At 46.8% G+C, this 16,497-nt stretch carries 17 protein-coding genes; 7 read left to right on the top strand and 10 right to left on the bottom strand.

Annotated elements, in window-relative coordinates; genetic code table 11:
* The 5 genes from ACUUHJ_RS27245 (at position 1) to ACUUHJ_RS27225 (ending at position 5,214) form a co-directional block, all read left to right on the top strand.
* Entirely contained in the window at positions 1-3,492 is a 3,492-nt protein-coding gene (locus ACUUHJ_RS27245; RefSeq protein WP_472300519.1) for a hypothetical protein, read from the top strand.
* The gene (locus ACUUHJ_RS27240; protein WP_472300517.1) at positions 3,492-3,686 is read left to right on the top strand and encodes a hypothetical protein; all 195 of its coding nucleotides are present in this window, start codon (positions 3,492-3,494) and stop codon (positions 3,684-3,686) included. Before ACUUHJ_RS27245 ends, ACUUHJ_RS27240 begins: the two co-directional genes overlap by 1 nt.
* On the top strand, positions 3,686-3,823 hold the full coding sequence (locus tag ACUUHJ_RS27235; RefSeq protein WP_472300515.1) for an XkdX family protein: 138 nt from the start codon (positions 3,686-3,688) through the stop codon (positions 3,821-3,823). The genes ACUUHJ_RS27240 and ACUUHJ_RS27235 overlap by 1 nt, the downstream gene beginning before the upstream one ends.
* Before the next feature lie 92 nt (positions 3,824-3,915).
* The gene (locus ACUUHJ_RS27230; protein WP_472300514.1) at positions 3,916-4,371 is read left to right on the top strand and encodes a phage holin family protein; all 456 of its coding nucleotides are present in this window, start codon (positions 3,916-3,918) and stop codon (positions 4,369-4,371) included.
* A 6-nt stretch (positions 4,372-4,377) separates the two neighbouring features.
* Entirely contained in the window at positions 4,378-5,214 is an 837-nt protein-coding gene (locus ACUUHJ_RS27225; protein WP_472300513.1) for an N-acetylmuramoyl-L-alanine amidase, read from the top strand.
* 60 nt (positions 5,215-5,274) lie between these two features.
* Here the strand turns inward: ACUUHJ_RS27225 and ACUUHJ_RS27220 are convergent, their stop codons facing one another.
* Complete coding sequence (locus ACUUHJ_RS27220) at positions 5,275-5,778, bottom strand: S4 domain-containing protein (RefSeq protein WP_472300512.1); 504 nt, start codon at positions 5,776-5,778, stop codon at positions 5,275-5,277.
* Positions 5,779-6,267: 489 nt separating this feature from the next.
* Here ACUUHJ_RS27220 and ACUUHJ_RS27215 point away from each other — a divergent pair, with 489 nt between their 5' ends.
* Positions 6,268-7,410 (top strand): sensor histidine kinase, encoded by a 1,143-nt coding sequence (locus tag ACUUHJ_RS27215; RefSeq protein WP_354142405.1) that lies wholly within the window; start codon positions 6,268-6,270, stop codon positions 7,408-7,410.
* A 95-nt stretch (positions 7,411-7,505) separates the two neighbouring features.
* Here the strand turns inward: ACUUHJ_RS27215 and ACUUHJ_RS27210 are convergent, their stop codons facing one another.
* The 7 genes from ACUUHJ_RS27210 to ACUUHJ_RS27180 all read right to left on the bottom strand — a co-directional run bounded on the left by ACUUHJ_RS27210 (position 7,506) and on the right by ACUUHJ_RS27180 (position 14,952).
* A complete protein-coding gene (locus ACUUHJ_RS27210) occupies positions 7,506-8,546 on the bottom strand; it encodes an acyltransferase family protein (RefSeq protein WP_472300511.1) in 1,041 nt (346 codons plus the stop codon).
* 181 nt (positions 8,547-8,727) lie between these two features.
* Entirely contained in the window at positions 8,728-9,036 is a 309-nt protein-coding gene (locus ACUUHJ_RS27205; RefSeq protein WP_016741286.1) for a hypothetical protein, read from the bottom strand.
* Positions 9,037-9,120: 84 nt separating this feature from the next.
* A complete protein-coding gene (locus tag ACUUHJ_RS27200) occupies positions 9,121-9,327 on the bottom strand; it encodes a cold-shock protein (protein WP_016741285.1) in 207 nt (68 codons plus the stop codon).
* Between the two features lie 152 nt (positions 9,328-9,479).
* The gene (locus ACUUHJ_RS27195; protein ID WP_472300510.1) at positions 9,480-12,368 is read right to left on the bottom strand and encodes an ATP-binding protein; all 2,889 of its coding nucleotides are present in this window, start codon (positions 12,366-12,368) and stop codon (positions 9,480-9,482) included.
* Positions 12,365-12,727, bottom strand: coding sequence for a response regulator transcription factor (locus tag ACUUHJ_RS27190; RefSeq protein ID WP_015893307.1), 363 nt, complete (start codon positions 12,725-12,727; stop codon positions 12,365-12,367). Before ACUUHJ_RS27190 ends, ACUUHJ_RS27195 begins: the two co-directional genes overlap by 4 nt.
* Positions 12,728-12,739: 12 nt before the next feature.
* Complete coding sequence (locus ACUUHJ_RS27185; RefSeq protein ID WP_289674643.1) at positions 12,740-14,362, bottom strand: response regulator; 1,623 nt, start codon at positions 14,360-14,362, stop codon at positions 12,740-12,742.
* Positions 14,363-14,472: 110 nt separating this feature from the next.
* Entirely contained in the window at positions 14,473-14,952 is a 480-nt protein-coding gene (locus tag ACUUHJ_RS27180) for a hypothetical protein (protein WP_289674642.1), read from the bottom strand.
* A gap of 78 nt (positions 14,953-15,030) precedes the next feature.
* On the opposite strand from ACUUHJ_RS27180, the gene ACUUHJ_RS27175 reads away from it, so the two are divergent.
* Positions 15,031-15,234: a YwbE family protein gene (locus ACUUHJ_RS27175; RefSeq protein ID WP_016741281.1), complete on the top strand. Its 204-nt coding sequence runs from the start codon at positions 15,031-15,033 to the stop codon at positions 15,232-15,234.
* A 52-nt stretch (positions 15,235-15,286) separates the two neighbouring features.
* On the opposite strand, the gene ACUUHJ_RS27170 is transcribed toward ACUUHJ_RS27175, so the two are convergent.
* Together ACUUHJ_RS27170 and ACUUHJ_RS27165 are read right to left on the bottom strand one after the other, a co-directional pair.
* A complete protein-coding gene (locus ACUUHJ_RS27170) occupies positions 15,287-15,712 on the bottom strand; it encodes an NUDIX domain-containing protein (RefSeq protein WP_289674641.1) in 426 nt (141 codons plus the stop codon).
* 114 nt (positions 15,713-15,826) lie between these two features.
* On the bottom strand, positions 15,827-16,384 hold the full coding sequence (locus ACUUHJ_RS27165; RefSeq protein ID WP_015893303.1) for a cysteine hydrolase family protein: 558 nt from the start codon (positions 16,382-16,384) through the stop codon (positions 15,827-15,829).
* Positions 16,385-16,497 lie beyond the last annotated feature (113 nt).

The raw sequence follows: 16,497 nt of genomic DNA, 5'->3' as shown, positions 1-16,497 counted from the left end.
ATGGCATCAACAACGGTAGTAAACGCAGCGTACGATACATCGGGCAATGGCGGTCGTAAACTGGTGCGTCTTGCAAACGGATGGCTGATCGCTGGCGCGAGGTCATCTAGCTCGACTATTTCGACGCTTTTCGTCTATGTCTCAAAAGACAACGGGGCTACATGGGTCTTGTTAGGGAATACGTCGGTTATCGTTGGCGACTTTTCACTCGTTTCATATGGTACGAACCTTGTTATTCTCTTCAACAATTCTGATTCTGGCGTCAGTCTTTATAAATTCGATTGCGCGACATGGATTTTAGGGACGCATATTTCTCATACAACTGTCACAATGCAAAACCTCGATACAGGGCAAACGGCGATTAATAAAGTCTCCATCGCGATCAACACAGACGGTACCGAACTCCACGCAGCATGGTCATCAAAAAACAGTACCTACCCCAACTCGTTCAACATCCGTTACGTCAAGGGAACCATCGATGGCAGCGGAAATGTGACGTGGGGTAGTGTGACGCAGGTGACAGTAGATAATGTATCAGGCGCCAATCATACGACCCCGTCGATTGCTGTCGATCCATCAGGTAATTATAAGATTGTATGGCGGTATGAATATGGCGCTACTTATTATATTTACGCTTCTGGTCAAGGTGTAACAAATCCGACTGTATACTACGGAGGGTCTTACGTTCAATCCAACCCTTGCGTAGAAGTAGACGGGAACTCCGTGATTCATGTGACGTGGCAGGGGATGGATGGTACTGATCCTTCGTTTACAAATATCCGATATTCCAAATCTACAGACGGTGGGACAACATGGACACCGCCTATTAAGTTGACAACTGGCAATCAGTATCATCAAGCATATCCTATGATTTCAAGGGACAATAAAAACAACCTCTATGTAATCTTCTACGGTGTAGACAATACGATAAGTACTTTCTACAATATCAGAATGGTTACTTTTAAGGGTGCGTGGGGTCCTATATCCACCCTAACGAACTTAACTGTGGGTGGTGCACACTACCCAAATATCATGGAGAAAGAAATTAACTCCCAAATAGGTTGGGTATATAAGGACGTTCAAGCAGGTGCTATAAAATTCGACTCCATTGTTCTCAATCAAGTACCGACGATCACGCTCACCACACCTTCCAACAATCAGACATTGGCGGAAGGCAGTGTGTACAAGCTGGAGGGCACTGTAACTGATGTAGAGGCTGGGAGCGCACTATTCGTCAAATACTCCGTAGCTGGCGGACCAACTCAGACAATCGTCCTTGGCACATCCGACGGTTCAAATCCGAAGCTATTTAGCAAGATGCTGACCTATTCACAAGGTCGTTTCTGGGATGGTCAGACGGATGTATCCGGTTTGCTACCAGCAGAAGCGTCATCGATTCAGGTTTGGGCGAATGACGGGACGGACGATTCAGCTAAGCAGATGAGGAACTTCAAACTTCAACAAGAGGACGGAAAGATTTACGTACCCATCAATGTGGTATCTTCTGGGTACCTTGTTTCAAAAATGGCAAGACCTACGAGACTTGCCAATGGAAAAATGGCGGGATTGGCTAGGGATTCTAATAAGTGGTACTTGTATCAGTCGCTTGATAACGGAGTAACGTGGTCTCTGGCTTTTTCCTTCAATTTCACATCAATCCAAGGCGTTTCTTTGTCCGCGTATGGAAACTTCATTTACTTAGCGGTTGCTTTCAACAACCAGTATGTAAGGATTTATGCCTATGATAACTTCACCTATGCAGGAGAAGTGTTGGTCGAGTCTGGACAAAACGCCATTGCTTCTGTGAGTACCATTGTAAGTCCAGATGGAACTAAATTGTTGTGGTCAGATACTACAAAAAATGTCACCTATCCCGACAGCTTCAACGTTCGCGCTGGTTCCATCCCAATCAACACCGATGGAACCTTGGGCACACCAAGCGCAACGGTGCAGGTAACATCAATCAATGCTTCTGGATATGACCACACATCTCCTAGTTTGTGTTTTGACAAAAACGGACGACCTGTAATAGCTTATGTGTTCGCATCGGTACATGTGCAAGGGAGATTGTTCAATGGAATTAGCTGGGGGGATTCATTTTCTATTTATAATAGTGTTTCTCACACGCAGGCATCTCCAGAAGTCATCAAATCACCAAATGGAAAACTACACGCCGTATGGCAGGGTATTGATTTTACGAGTCCCGAAATGATTCGATATTCCAATTCCGTTGATGGACCTGCATGGGCGACACCTAAAATACTTGTTGCAGGCAAAAACCCCAGCATCACGTCGGACAAAAACGGCAAATTAACGATCACGTACGAAGATGGTGGATACATCAAGCGGATTGAGTCCAGCAACGAATTCACATCATTCAGCGGTCCGTTTGTAGACGGCGTAGGCACCAATCCAGCAACGTTCTATGACCAGTCGTTTACAACTGATTTCAGCATTCCTCCAACGATCTACCAGACAACAGATGCAGTCAAGTATCGTGGAGTGTTTAATCTCAATAAGCGTCCTGTCGTCACACTTAACACGCCTGACAATCAAACTCTGAAAGAAAACACGACACTCAAGGTATCCGGTCATACTGTAGACGAGGACGCAGGAAACGTCATCACCGTATGGTACAAAGTGAATAATGGACCTGCTCAGGCTGCTGCATCCAGCATATCGGATGGTAGCACGCCTATTTTGTTTGATAAGACGCTAACCTACAAAAACAAGCGGATTTACCTTGGCACAACTGATCTTACTGGGATAGACCTTGCCGAGAATACTGACCACATCCTTACAGTTTGGGCAGAGGACAATAAACAGGGTAAGAGTTTGGAGGTCACCCGCAAGTTCCGAGTTGTCTGGAACCGCCCACCAGTTATTGATGGCGAGAATAAAGATATGGGCGTCTTCATGCAGCCTCCAAAAGTGAACTACTCTGCCACCGATCCAGAGGGCAACGCTTTCACCTTTACCGAGTATCTGAACGGCAAGCAAATCAGGTCGTTTGCAGGCGTAGCCGGACAACAATACACAGTCGAAATTAGCCATGACGCTTGGATTCGATTGGATTTGGACGTACAGCATCAAATCAAGATCGTTGCCACAGATAGCGCAGGTATCTCATCCGAACGGATTTACACATTCACCCGAACAGAGACCCATCTCGAATTTATGCTAGAGTACGGAAATCCTGATATTAAAGCAGACTTTACACTAGATGGGATGCCCTTGCGTGTCCTGGTGACACTTGAAAGATACTTACCAGAAGGCTCGTCCATTGAAAGTGTAAAAGTCTGCAATAACTACTTAGATGAAGTACCTACATGGGAAGATTGCACAGGGGCAGTAAAGGGAAATCGAGGCTACTTGTTTACCAATAAGGTTAAAACTGCTCCCGAATGGGCTATTAATCTATGGGTAACAATCGCCAAAGGAACAGCTAAGGAACGTGTACTTGTAAATGGTTATGGGGGTGCGTTCGATTAATGAAGATGCAAAATAAAGAGGCTATCTCAGCGATTAGAGAACAGCAGCAAACAGATCCAGTTATGACAATGGGACAGGAGCTCTCTTCACTTAAAATTAGCAACATCCAAAAGGATGCGTTAATCCAAACAATGGGAGAGCAGCTAGCCCAAGTTAAGCTTGAGCTCATCCAATTAAAAGGAGGTGCTAACTGATGGCATTTTGGGAGTTGGCATTTAGCATGAATTGGGTCACAGCAGAAAAGCTGCGGCTAGCAGTAAAAACAACATCCAATCCTTTTGGAGAAATCTCGGCAAAGGAATTCAAGCAAATTACCAATCAAGATTTTTAAGCTCCTACTATTTCATACACAGCGAATTGGAGTCAGCCCCGTACCTAGCGGGGCTATTTTTGTCCCCAAAAGGGGCGAGGAGGTACGAACCTATGAAACCCCTACACAACCTAGACACCATCGCAACCCCAGCAAACGCCTGGGCGACAACAGCAGGTGCAATCGTGTCGCCCGCCTTTCATTATCTATACGGCACCAACCGCCAAGACATCCTCATCGTCCTCTTCTTCCTAATCGCCCTCGACTGGATCACCGGCATCTCCGCCGCCAAAAAAGACCAATCCTACTCCTCCGACTACGGCCTATCCCGAATCCCCCGCACCTTATTCCTCATGGCTCTACCAGCCGTAGCCAATCTCTTAGACCGCGTCATGGGCACCCCGGGCTTCTTATTCTACGGCGTCACCTTCGGCCTCATCTACCACACGTGGACAAGCCTGACAGCCAATGCCCACCGCGCGGGCTGGCCGATGCCCAAATCCGTCGAGAAATTAGTCAGCGCCGAAATCAAGGCAAAGGCAGAGCGTGCCAAACGAAAGGAGTCCTAGTAAACAATGAATATCACCGAGATGCTTCTGACCAACGTAAATTCTCGCCCCAAAAAGAAGATCGTTCCAAAAGGAGTCGTCATCCACTGGACGGCCAACGAGCGCAGCGGGGCAAATGCCACCGCAAACCGAAACTATTTCAACAAACCAACGACAGTAGCGAGCGCACACTACATCGTGGACGACAAGCAAATCATTCGCTGCCTGCCCGAGGACGAGATGGGCTACCACGTCGGGGCGCAGACTTATTCACAGGCCGCCTTGAACAAATTGAGCAACTATCCGAACAACTGCACGATTGGGATTGAAATGTGCGTCAATGCAAATGGAAGCTTTGCGAAAATGTACGAGCAAACAGTGGCGCTGACCGCGGATATCTTGAAGCGACATGGCTGGGGAGTCGAGCACCTGTGGCGTCATTACGACATTACGGGGAAAAACTGCCCAGCCTTTTTTGTCGTCAATACGACCGCACAAACCTATACAGGAATGCCAGCGAAGGACGCTTGGGCAAAGTTTCAACAGGATGTCCACAGGTTTCTCACAGCTTATCCACAAAAACCACAGCCTGATGTGGATAAGTGCACGGTTGAGCTGACACTTACTTCTACAGGCAAACTAATCGATGATGTATCCTATGTACCCATCCGTATGATTACGGAAGCAGTCGGTGGAGCAGTGGAATGGGAGCCTTCCACGCAAAAAGTGACCGTGAACGGACAGGAAGTCTCCTATGTAAACGACCAGGGAACTGCTTTTGCGAAAACAAGAGAGCTTGCCGCCTTACTTGGCCTGCAAGTGGAGTGGGACGAGCTGAGAAAAGCAGTCGTATTGAAGAAATAAAAGAAAAGCCGCAGATTCCGTCTGCGACTTTTCCTATACATACTTTTCCCATACATACTTTTACCCAATCCGAATCTGAATGATATCTGCTGCACTCAAGACAACACTTGGCTTCGTCTCCTGCTCATTTAGGCGAATTTGCCCTTCCTTGATCTTGCGGGCAATCTGGCTGCGGCTCCAGCCTTCTATCTGTTCGGACAGCAGCTTGTCGAGGCGGAAGCGGGCCTCTGTACTCTCTATACGAATCGTCACTTCCTGAACGCCCTTTTCCTGGTATTCAAGCAAGGGGAGGATAGGGAGCGGCGCGATCTCTTCACTGAACTCCGTATCTGGCACCTCTCGATGATCTGTAAAGGCTTTATAAATGGCCAACTTTTCGTTCCATGTATGATTTTTTTCGCATTTATAGATAGCGAAGCGATAGATGTTTTTGCCGTTAGCGTTGTGGCGGCGGATGTTGGTATCGAAAAAGAGAACGGTTCGCCCGCAATTGCTGCAATATCGCTGGACTGGCTGATTTTCATGATTTTCACGTAATACCCACGTATGCTCGATGGTATGCATGGTCCTTCACCTCGTATAAAAAGTGAAAGGAACGCACCTGCTATTTGGATGTCCTGTAGGGCAGGCCTGTTTTTGAACACAAAAAAACGGAGATTCCCCATAGCGAACCTCCGTTAGGATATACACCTACAGATTTCGTTACGTTCCTTTGTAATGGGAAAAAAGGGCAGACTGCACCTGTACGAAAAACCGTTTGTTTTCCGAAGGGCAAGCTATCCAGTTTTTTAGGCCATTACAAAGTAGTTGTTGGCATACGTAGTTACCGTACCTTTCCATCCAAATAGACGTGACACCAATATACCAGATAATGGGTCAGTTTCCAAGGGGAATTGTATTGTTGACGACAGGAGGACGAGTGGTTTTGACAAGTAGCTCCTTTCCCCTTACTATTCTTTTTTGCTAAAGTAGTAAAAATATTTAGTTAATTAACAGTAATGATAGTATAATGGGCTGGAAGGGGAGTTTGCCTATAATTCGGAGTGGGGATAGATGCCGATGGATGACTTGGCAGTATATTTGGACGAGCACGAGGCAGCGATCGTAAAAGAATTCAAGCGACGAATTGCCGTTTCGGACAGTGATCAATACAAGGGATTGATCCATCTGAATGGCCAAGCACTGTATCGTATGGTTATTGAATATTTTCGTTCGGAAATCACTCTTGAGGATATTAAAGAATTGGCTTACAAGGTCGCATATGAACGAAACCGGGCAGAGACCAACATTGGCGATTTTGTTTCCAACGTGTGCATGGGCCGGGAAATGGTTATCGATCTTCTCCAAAAAGGTCCGTTTACGCCTGCCACTTTAATGCCTGCCCTATTGAAAATAAACGAATGCTTTGATGTCTTTTTGGTACACGCTGTTTTCAAATACACTGACCTCAAAGACAACGATTTAGAAGAGAAGAAGCTATTTATCGAGCGTTCTCACAAAGACAGGCTCACGATTCTAGGGCAAATGGCATCCAGCTTCGTCCATGAATTCCGGAATCCGCTTACTTCCATTATGGGATTCTCGCGTTTGTTAAAAGAAGATTACCCGAACCTCCCTTACGTAGAGATTATTGAAAATGAGCTGCGGCAATTGAATTACCGGGTTTCGCAGTTTTTGCTGGTCTCGAAAAAGGGAGCGGTCTATAAGCAAATGGAGGTTTTTAGCGTATGGGAGTTGTTCGATGAGATTCTGTCCTTCCTCTATCCGAATATCGTTGACGTAAATGTGGATATCCAATGCAGTATCGATCCTACCTTTCAACTAAAAGGCTACAAGGATGAGATGAAGCAGGTGTTTATCAATATCATTTCGAATGCGCTGGATGCGTTACATAAAAAAACAGGCGATAAGGAGATCGTCATCGAGGTGTCCCAAACGCCTGACAGCTCCTTGATTACCGTGTCCAACAATGGATCGCCAATTCCACCTGACCTGCTCTCGGTTATTTTTGAACCGTTTTTCACGACGAAGGAGCTCGGTACTGGAATTGGCTTATATGTCTGCAAAGAAATCATTGAGCGGCATGGAGGAACGATTACGTGCGAATCTACTGATCTGCAAACGAAGTTTTCCATGCAATTTAAGCCCTGCGACACATGTACAAGTGGCTCGATGTCGATGAGCCATCATATCTAACGCTACAAAAAAAAAACGACCTATTCCTGAAGGCGCGCTCGAGAACAGACGTGCACCATGAATAGGTCATTTTTTGTGAAAAAAGACGTGACTGTTTATTTGCTAGCGTGAAGCGGCCTACGTGTTTGTCGTATGGTTTTGGAGATACGCTCCAGTTTGTTTACCATCCAGACCAGCATAAGCGCCAACAGACAACTACACCCGATAATCAGGAGTAAGTACAGCAGCGAGTACAACGTGTTTTCAAACAGCCAAGCGACCTCGCCGTATTTCGCAAACAAATAATCTTTGAACATGATCAAAAAAGCAGAGTGAAACAAGAAAATAAAATACGTCAGCCCTTTTCGAAACTTGATGTGCAAACGATCGACGCGTTCCAAAAAGAAGACCATGAGCACGAGAAACGACAAAAGCGTGGCGAAGACAAAAGTCAAATGCACAGCCACATACAGCTTGTTTGAGATAACAAAAAACAGCGCAGCCGCAGTAGAAACACCCGTCATCAGTGTCAGGATCGAGCGGTTGTTTCGCAAAAAGGAAAGGATCGATTCACGGTACCAATACAACACGTGCCCCATGTACAGGGTAAAAATCCAGCTCGGAAGCATATGACGCGTGGTGAGCCCGAACCAGCCCTGATGGATGAAGTTGATGTAGACGTACTGAATACCGAGCAGAATCCAAATGACATACAAAATGTTGCGCTTCGTGATCACATTACGAGACAGATAGGCAAAAACGTAATACTGACAAATCATAAACACAAAGTACAGATGGTCACCCGATTTGCCTAAAACAATGTTCGTAAAGTCTTGGGTAGTATGAGGCATCCCTTTTTTCAACAAGTAATGGTACAGGACACCAGATACTAAATAAGGGACAAAAATATACAGAAGCTTCCCTGAAAAAAACTCGCGAGCAGTAGGGCTCTTGGCTTCAAAAGAATAAGCAGTCAAATAACCGGTGGCGATCGTCAACAGGACAGTGCCGTAACGACTGATCTGATTGAGGGCCACGATCCAGAACGGATCTGTAAACGAAAGTGCAGAAGCCGTGAAATGACCGACTACAACGAGAAAACTTGAGAAGAGCTGGATGTAAAACAGAGATTTCAAGATTTTTGAATCTGTATACATTTCGATATTCTCCATTTCATCGTTTGTCGGCTGACGTTGTCGCTCAAACAATAAACTGTGAATGGTTTTATGATAATAAAGTTTTCTTTGATTCGTATTTGGACAGGGGAGGGGGATTCCGGAAAAAAGAAGAAAGCCACACCCGCGCGTGTAGCTTTCGCACGAGAATGGCCTTCATACATTATTTCGGATTCTTTTTCATTTCATCAATGGTCTCACTGACCACAAACGCCAAATCGTCATTGCCAAACAGTGACAATACACCGAGGAGAGTCGCATCAGGAATGTCCTCAGCTTCTTCTTTGGGAACGGTATTGTCCAGCATTTGAGCGAGTAACGTATTTTCCCCTTGAGCGGGATAAGCGCGGCGGTATAATTCGCGTGCATCGAGACCGTGATTCACACACCATTGGGCAAAAACGAGAATCATCATGCCCTCATCGCGCTGGTAGGCTTGAATCACTTGATCTTCCATCTCTTTTCGGTTCATGGGCATACTCCTCTAACATTCGTACGTCATGAGCCTATTGTAGAGAAGAGGAAGAATACCCGCAAGAAAAAAGAAAAGAAGGGCTCAAGAGTTTCGTTTGCTGCTGTGATTGGTTAGGACCGGTAGCATGCGCGTGTCTTTTACCATACGGGCATGGCAAAAAGGGCAGCTCGGGCTCTTATCAAAGGAAAAGTTATCTCTCATCCAGCACGTACAGCCCTCGTTACTGCACGTCCATACATCTGTTTCCTCTTCTTCGATTGGAACGACTGCTTTTTTTGAGAAATACACATGAACTCCTCCTTTGCAGGGCAAAAGTGCACAAAGTAACCTCTATTAATGTGTGATGGAAAGCGCATGAATATACCAAGATTTTCTTTGGCAGAAGATAAAAAAAGAGGCCACGCTTTCATCGACGCAGCCTCTTTTGTCCATTGCCATCTCTACTGTTCGTCGGGAATGTAGATCTGTCCCGTTCCTTCATGATTCGTGATGGCCAGCAAAATCGCTTTAGACAAGGTATCTGGATGATAAGGCTTGATCAGATAGCCAGTTGCTCCCAAATCAAATGCCTTTTTCTTTTCCTCAAAAGCACTGGAGATCACGATCGGAATGGTCCGTAAATCCGGGTTTTTGCGTATTTCCTCAATGACCTTCCAACCACTCTCGCCGTCCTTCAGGATAAGGTCAAGCACGACAGCATCCGGTCGCAACTCCTCGATTGCCGCTACTGCCTCAGACGCTGTAGAGAAGGAATTAACTCGGAAACCAGAGCTCGTTAACTCATCACGCAACAGCTCGGTTAAGTTCAAATCGTCCTCGATAACCACGACGTTTCCATTGCATTGACCAGTTGGAGAGACTGCCTCCTCCGTCCCGGCAAGATAGCCAGAGGATAAAACGTGCTCAGCCAGTGGAAGAGTAACCGTAAATGTACTGCCCTTGCCCGATTCGGACATAACAGCAACTTCACCATGATGCATATGGACGATCTCCCGAACAATGGCGAGACCCAGACCTGTACCGCCGATCGCGCGGCGATCCGAGTTATCTACACGGTAAAATTTGGTAAATAGGTGAGGGATGGCTTCGGAAGGAATGCCTAGCCCTTCATCTTGGACCTCCACGAGCAAGCGGTTCCCATCTTGTCGACAACTCACCCGGACATGGCCGCCATGCGGAGAGTACTTGACGGCATTACTGATCAGATTCACAAATACTTGACGCAGCTTGGCTTGGTCGCCATAAACAACGGTTTGCTCCGTTTGCAAATCGAGTTCGAATCTGTGGAGAGGGGATTGAACTTGATAAATTCCGAAAATATCCTGAATCACTTGATCAACCGCAACGTTCTCTAATTCATAAGACTGTCTCCCGGATTCCATGCGTTGCAAATCCAAGAAATCGTTGATTAGCGCGGTCAGGCGGGTCGCTTCTTGATAAATGGTCGCTAAGTACCGTTGTTGACGCTCGGGCTTGAGCTCCTTTTTTAACAGCAGCTCCGCAAAACCGAGCACACTGGCGAGAGGGGTACGCAGCTCATGACTGACCGTACTGACGAATTCCGATTTCATTTGGTCAATCTCGTATTCTTTGGTGAAATCACGGTAAACGAGCAAGGTACTCCATTTCTCCTGATTCCGGAACAGAGGCTCTGCATAGAGCTGAATATAACGTACTTGCGGTCCGGTCATCTGAAATACAATACTGCCTGAAGGAATGGTACCTTCATCTAAAACGACAGCTCTGACATACTGAATCAGCCGTTCGGGCTCTGAGGTTCGACTTTGCAGATGGGAGACAAACTGTTCCAAGTCAAATCCTTGCGAAGCGAGCTGGTTGTCGTAGGTCAATAGCTCACAGAAATTCCGGTTTACTTGCAGGGTTTCTCCATGAAGGTCGATGAGCTGAATGCCTTCTTGTACAGAATCGAGCATGTCCTGAGTCATTTTGCGCTGTCGCTCCGTCTCTTCAAACATCGCGAGCTTATCGAATGCCAAGGAAATCTGCTTGGCGATTCCGATGATGACTCGTAGCTCCTGATTCGTGAATTTTCGACTGATACGGGAGAGGATGATACATGCAACGATTGTTTGCTGGGCATCGAACACCGGGAGGTAAAGCTCAAATGTTTGTGACATTTCCTCCGTGTAGCCGCGCTCAGCGTCAGTACTTTCACGCATCAGGACATATGGCAGGCCCGTTTCTCTGATTCGCACGAACGGACCATCATCCAATCCTTTGCGCAATTGCTCCAGACCGTTCTGGGAAACGCCAAAGCTAGCTGCATCCCTGTCAGTGTTCAACATGACGATGACACCTTTATCGGCATCCATGACTTCAGTTATATTGCGAATGATACTGGACAGCAGCTCGCTTTTATCCAACGTATTCGACAAAGAGAGGATGAAGCGGTTTTTCTTTTCCAAATACCGTTCATTTTCCTCCATCTTGCCCAGTGCTTCTTGCAACTCTTCCTGCTGCATCATCAGTTCATCCTGCTGGGCTTGCAGCTCTTCGTTTTGCGCCATGAGAACTTCTTCTTTGGCTTGAATTTGCCTGATCAAATAGTCGAGGGAGCGGGAGAGCCTGCCGATTTCGTCAATCCTGTTCAAATCCTGCATAAGAGGCGTACCGCCATTGGCAAACTTCTCAGCATCTTCGGATAGACGAACCAACGGCCTGCCGATATCCCGTGTGGTTTGAATGGTGACTATCACCATGATCACCAGCACCATCAACACGTACACGATAAACCAGGTGCTTTGCTGAGACAGCTCCTGGAACAGTATTTGGTTTTTCGTATACAAAAGCTGATCGTGCTCTTCCTGATACCGCACGGCGTATGTAAGCAGGTTGTTCACTTCCTGATTCACGCCACTGGACGAAGCTTTTCGCAGGGATTCATAGTCTCCGTTCTTTGCATAGCTCGAAAAAGTAGGAAACCCATTGGCGAAAAAGTTCGTGAAGAATGATTCAACCGATGCGACTAGCTTTTGTTCCTCTTGATTGAGCGGCAGCTTTTTGAATGCTTCTACCGCTTGTTCCAGCTTCTTTTTCTCAAGGAATAGCTCATTGTACTCATATGGGCTCAAAAAAGCGTAATAACCCCTTGCGCGAAAAAAGATCTGGTTCGTGTGCTCAGCGATCTCTGCGACTAAATCTTGTTTTTGTTTGGCAGTGTGTATCGCCGTCTGATATTCGGTGAATGCGCTGTTATTCAAATAATGAATGATGCCTGCGCCCGCAATCATCAGTGTCAGAAAGAGAAGCATCATCGCCATGAAGCGACGCGTGATACTTTTTCTGATAAAAGCCCAGAACCCCGTCATGCGAGCATTTCCTCCACTTTCCGGACGAGATCCATCGGGCTAAAGGGCTTCGGCATGAAGTCATCAGCACCAGCTTCACGCATTTTCTCCTGTTCGGCATGTTGACTTTTTGCCGAGAGGATCAAGACCTTGACTGCCTTTTTATCGTCCATCTGTTTGAGCTGCTGCAATACTTCAAAGCCTGTCAGCTTTGGCATCATATAATCTAAAATAATTAAGTCGTACTCATTTTGACCGATTTTTTGCAGGGCTTCCTCTCCATCGCAAGCGATATCGAGCTCGTGTCCCTCGTCTTCGAGCGTGTCGCCGATCAACATGCGCAACACAGCTTCGTCTTCGGCCAGCATAATGGTTGCCATCTTGCTACCTCCTTACAGCATTCGCTTAACCAGTCGCGTAATGCGAGCCTCCAGTTCGCGTGTACGGAATGGCTTGGTCATATAGTCGTCAGCTCCGAGCTGAAGCGCGCGGACTATGTCTTGCTCTTCCGTACGACCTGTTAGCATAATCACCGTATATTTCTTGGCATTCGGCAAATTCCGGATTTTCCGGAGAACCTCGAGGCCATCCATCTGTGGCATCATCCCGTCTAAAATGACCAGATAAGGCTCTTGTCCCTGATGCCAGGTGGAGCCAAAGAAAGCTGCTCCTTCTTCGAAAGTCTGGATGTCGACGTGCATCCAACCGTTAAAACTGGTTTGGATGGAATCGGCAAGCATCACACGAATCATCGGATCGTCATCGATTATCGCGACCTTCAGTTTTACCTTAGGGGAGTCATGTGTCTCTGTGATTTGAGCGGTTTCAATCCGGCGCCGCCCTGCATTTTTGGCTGCATACAAAGCAGTGTCTGCAGCTTCTACCCAATACGTATACGGTCTATGAGGATCATCTACTTGTACGATGCCACCGGAAAAGCTCAAAGAAAACGTTCCTTCAGGAGCATCGAACGTAAGCGAACAAAAAGCAGAGAGCATTTGTTCCAGGCGTATCTTTCCTGTCTGTACAGTCGTACGCGGCATCAACAGGATAAATTCCTCTCCGCCGTATCGGAATAATACATCCTGTTTTTCCGTGCTCTGCCCGATGAAAGCAGCAAAACGAGTCAGCACCTCGTCCCCGATCAGATGACCGTATGTATCATTGACCCCTTTGAAAAAATCGATATCTAAAAATGCCAATGAGAAGGGGGTGTTGGTTCGTTGGGCATCAGAAAGAAGCCGTTGGTATGTATCAACAAAAGAATTGCGATTGTTGACACCCGTTAGCTCGTCCAAAAACAAAATGCTGTTCATCCAGCGCTTCCGGCGAAGCTGGCGTTCAAGGCGTACAACCAGCTCTTCCATATCAAGCGGTTTGCACATGACGTCATCTGCGCCCAAACGATAGGCATTCAGACGGGTCTCCCGTCCGCAATCGATGCTGATAATGGTCGTAGGCACATATTGCTTCTTTATTTTTTCGCTAATCGTCTGTATCACTTGGAAGCCGCCCGTTTCCGGGATGTTCAAATCCAGAATGAAGCAGTCGGGGTTCATGTCGTGAAAATAGTCGAGAGCCATATGAGGATAGACCGTTGCGATGACAGACCAATTGTGGTTTTCTAAATATTCCTTTAGATACATAAGCAGGGTGACGTCATCGTCCAGGATGAGGACCAAAGGCTGTTGCTCACAAGGGGATTCCCGTTGGAGAGTGGGGTTCTCGATAAAAACTTCCTGTTCCGGCCGTTGTTCGTAACACAAGCTGATCAACTCGTGCAAAAACAATCGCCATTCACCGAGTGACCAATCCTTGGCCGGCATGTCATCCATTCGATCCAGGAGGATCTGAGACAGATCAGACAAGTCGGTCAAGCCAATTGTCCCGGATGTCCCCTTCAACGAATGGAGAAAGCGATATAGCTCTTCATGAGAGACGGGGGACTTCTGGGTATACCACGTCTCAATCTGTTTGTGAATATTCGTAAGAAGTGCATCTCTGTACTTGATCATGTCGTACGCCCCCCTGAGTTGGGATGGCGCAAGCGGTCGGATCACCTGCGCCCATTTGATCAAAACGTCTACGATTTGGTATGGTACATGTAGCAGGGAGGAGGAAGGGCTTATTGTTGAACGGAAAATCCTTCTTCAATCAGATACTGCTCCGCTTCTACGTACGATTCAAAGGAAGCTTCCAGGTTCATCCCGTGGTATACGTTCCACAACGCGTCTTCCTGTTGCAGCAAGAGCGTGCGGTTTTGCTTGTCGACCCATGTTTGCTCCAATTGTTCAGCTTCACCAGTCGCTTTTGGAGCTGGTTCACGTTTCACAGAGAGGGACTGGATCGAAGCCTCGACTACCTTGCGCAGCTCGTCCGCAGAGAAATCACGGATGTTGACATAACCCTTGTCGTCTTTTTGGTAGCCCTTCAAAAACGCCGCAAACACAAACCCGTTGCCGTTCGGATGCAGATGATAGACCACTGTCTTTTTATCATGAAGGCTTTCCTCATAATGAAAATTAACCCGTTTCAGGGAGACGTCATTCCGAGTCAGTTGTGGAAAAGATTCAATGATCGCTAGTTTTTCTTCAAAAGTAAGCATGGATTCCTCCGGTGAGATAGATTTGTTTGTAGATTATATCATAGGTGGGACATAGAACGAAAAAAGGAGAAGGGAAAAATGAACGGAAAAAATCGAAAAGACATCACAGCGGGTCTTGAGGTCGAGATTGTATTGAAACAGGACCAACGCACAGGCAAGCGCACCCGTGGAATCGTCAAGGATATCCTGACGAACTCTAGTACCCATCCGCATGGAATCAAGGTCCGTTTGACGGATGGACAAGTGGGGAGAGTGCAAGAGATCATCCGAAAAGGGGAGTAATCTTCTTCAGAAAAAACGGACAGACCCCATGGGCAACTGTCCGTTTTGCTTTTCATGAACGGTTCCGGTTTTGCAAATGCTCAATAGCTGGTACGGCGAAGCAAGCCAGACTCGATGGAAGTGCATCGAGTGAAAACCAGCGCATGTCTCCAATCGCCCCGCCTTCCTCTAAATTGCGTGCTTCTCCACCCAGGACCGTGACTTCGTAAATGACCGACACCCAATGCTCGGCACTTTCCGGGCGGATGGTTTCTGCGGTGCACAGCAGGGACTTTACCTCGACATCGAGATTGACTTCTTCTTTGATTTCCCGGATGACACTTGTCTCCAGTTGTTCATAGGGATCAACTTTTCCCCCGGGAATGCTCCATGTATTCTTCTCTGGATCTCTGTTTCGTAAAACCAGCAAAATCTCATTCTTGTCGTTTAGGATGACAGCTCCTACGCCCAATCTTGGTATAGCGATAGTAGTCGACATGGTTTCTCCTTCGATAGGCAGATTCGTTTCTTCTATTATAGCAAGATCAAATCGTAATCAGGACAAAACAAGAAACCGCCTGAAGAGACGGTTTCGAGAAATTCAGCAAAAACGTTAGCGGTAAGAATCATGGGTAGGGGCGAAGATATCCTCGGTTGATTCCCGCACCAAAATAAATGGCTCAATATTCCCCAATCCATGCAAGCATGTATTATGATGGGCGATGATTTGTTCCGCTGACAGTACCTGATTGTCCGATGTAGAATGCCCGTCTTTGACGAGCGTCACATCATAGCCGAGTGTCGTTGCTTTGCGGCAGGCGCTGTCGATACAATACTCGGTTTTGCACCCTGTGATAACAAGGTGGTTAATTCCGAGCGCTTGTAGCTTTTCGTGCAGGTCTGTTCCGTGAAACGAGTCAGTCGCTAATTTTTGAATCACTGTTTCTGATGGTAAAGGTGCGATCTCAGGGTGGATGGCAAAGTCGTCTGAACCGACTTCCCCGACATCCGCATCCTGAACGTACAGGACAGGAATCCCCTTGCTATAGGCGTCTTCTCTTACTTTTTTCAATGTTTGGACAAGTGTAGACGGCTGAAAAACAGGACCAAGTTGTCCTTCTATAATACCTACTTGCGCATCAATAATCAGTAGAGCTGTTTTCCGAATCAATCCATTTCCTCCTAGGTGAAAGGGGGTTAGCGTTGGTGTTCCCCTTTTTTGTTGTTTGGTACACGCACAGCTTTATAAGAACGTTGATTCCTGTCCTTTTTCATGACTGACCA

The organism is Brevibacillus schisleri (assembly GCF_055685845.1).
This window is presented reverse-complemented; position numbering and strand designations above follow the sequence as displayed.

Bases quoted from the DNA above. Each gene is read 5' to 3' on its own strand.
- ACUUHJ_RS27210 (WP_472300511.1), bottom strand. From the start codon at position 8,546: ATGTATACAGATTCAAAAATCTTGAAATCTCTGTTTTACATCCAGCTC.
- ACUUHJ_RS27240 (WP_472300517.1), top strand. From the start codon at position 3,492: ATGAAGATGCAAAATAAAGAGGCTATCTCAGCGATTAGAGAACAGCAG.
- ACUUHJ_RS27185 (WP_289674643.1), bottom strand. From the start codon at position 14,362: ATGATCAAGTACAGAGATGCACTTCTTACGAATATTCACAAACAGATT.
- ACUUHJ_RS27175 (WP_016741281.1), top strand. From the start codon at position 15,031: ATGAACGGAAAAAATCGAAAAGACATCACAGCGGGTCTTGAGGTCGAG.
- ACUUHJ_RS27220 (WP_472300512.1), bottom strand. From the start codon at position 5,778: ATGCATACCATCGAGCATACGTGGGTATTACGTGAAAATCATGAAAAT.
- ACUUHJ_RS27190 (WP_015893307.1), bottom strand. From the start codon at position 12,727: ATGGCAACCATTATGCTGGCCGAAGACGAAGCTGTGTTGCGCATGTTG.
- ACUUHJ_RS27230 (WP_472300514.1), top strand. From the start codon at position 3,916: ATGAAACCCCTACACAACCTAGACACCATCGCAACCCCAGCAAACGCC.
- ACUUHJ_RS27235 (WP_472300515.1), top strand. From the start codon at position 3,686: ATGGCATTTTGGGAGTTGGCATTTAGCATGAATTGGGTCACAGCAGAA.
- ACUUHJ_RS27215 (WP_354142405.1), top strand. From the start codon at position 6,268: ATGCCGATGGATGACTTGGCAGTATATTTGGACGAGCACGAGGCAGCG.
- ACUUHJ_RS27225 (WP_472300513.1), top strand. From the start codon at position 4,378: ATGAATATCACCGAGATGCTTCTGACCAACGTAAATTCTCGCCCCAAA.
- ACUUHJ_RS27170 (WP_289674641.1), bottom strand. From the start codon at position 15,712: ATGTCGACTACTATCGCTATACCAAGATTGGGCGTAGGAGCTGTCATC.
- ACUUHJ_RS27245 (WP_472300519.1), top strand. From the start codon at position 1: ATGGCATCAACAACGGTAGTAAACGCAGCGTACGATACATCGGGCAAT.
- ACUUHJ_RS27205 (WP_016741286.1), bottom strand. From the start codon at position 9,036: ATGAACCGAAAAGAGATGGAAGATCAAGTGATTCAAGCCTACCAGCGC.
- ACUUHJ_RS27180 (WP_289674642.1), bottom strand. From the start codon at position 14,952: ATGCTTACTTTTGAAGAAAAACTAGCGATCATTGAATCTTTTCCACAA.
- ACUUHJ_RS27195 (WP_472300510.1), bottom strand. From the start codon at position 12,368: ATGACGGGGTTCTGGGCTTTTATCAGAAAAAGTATCACGCGTCGCTTC.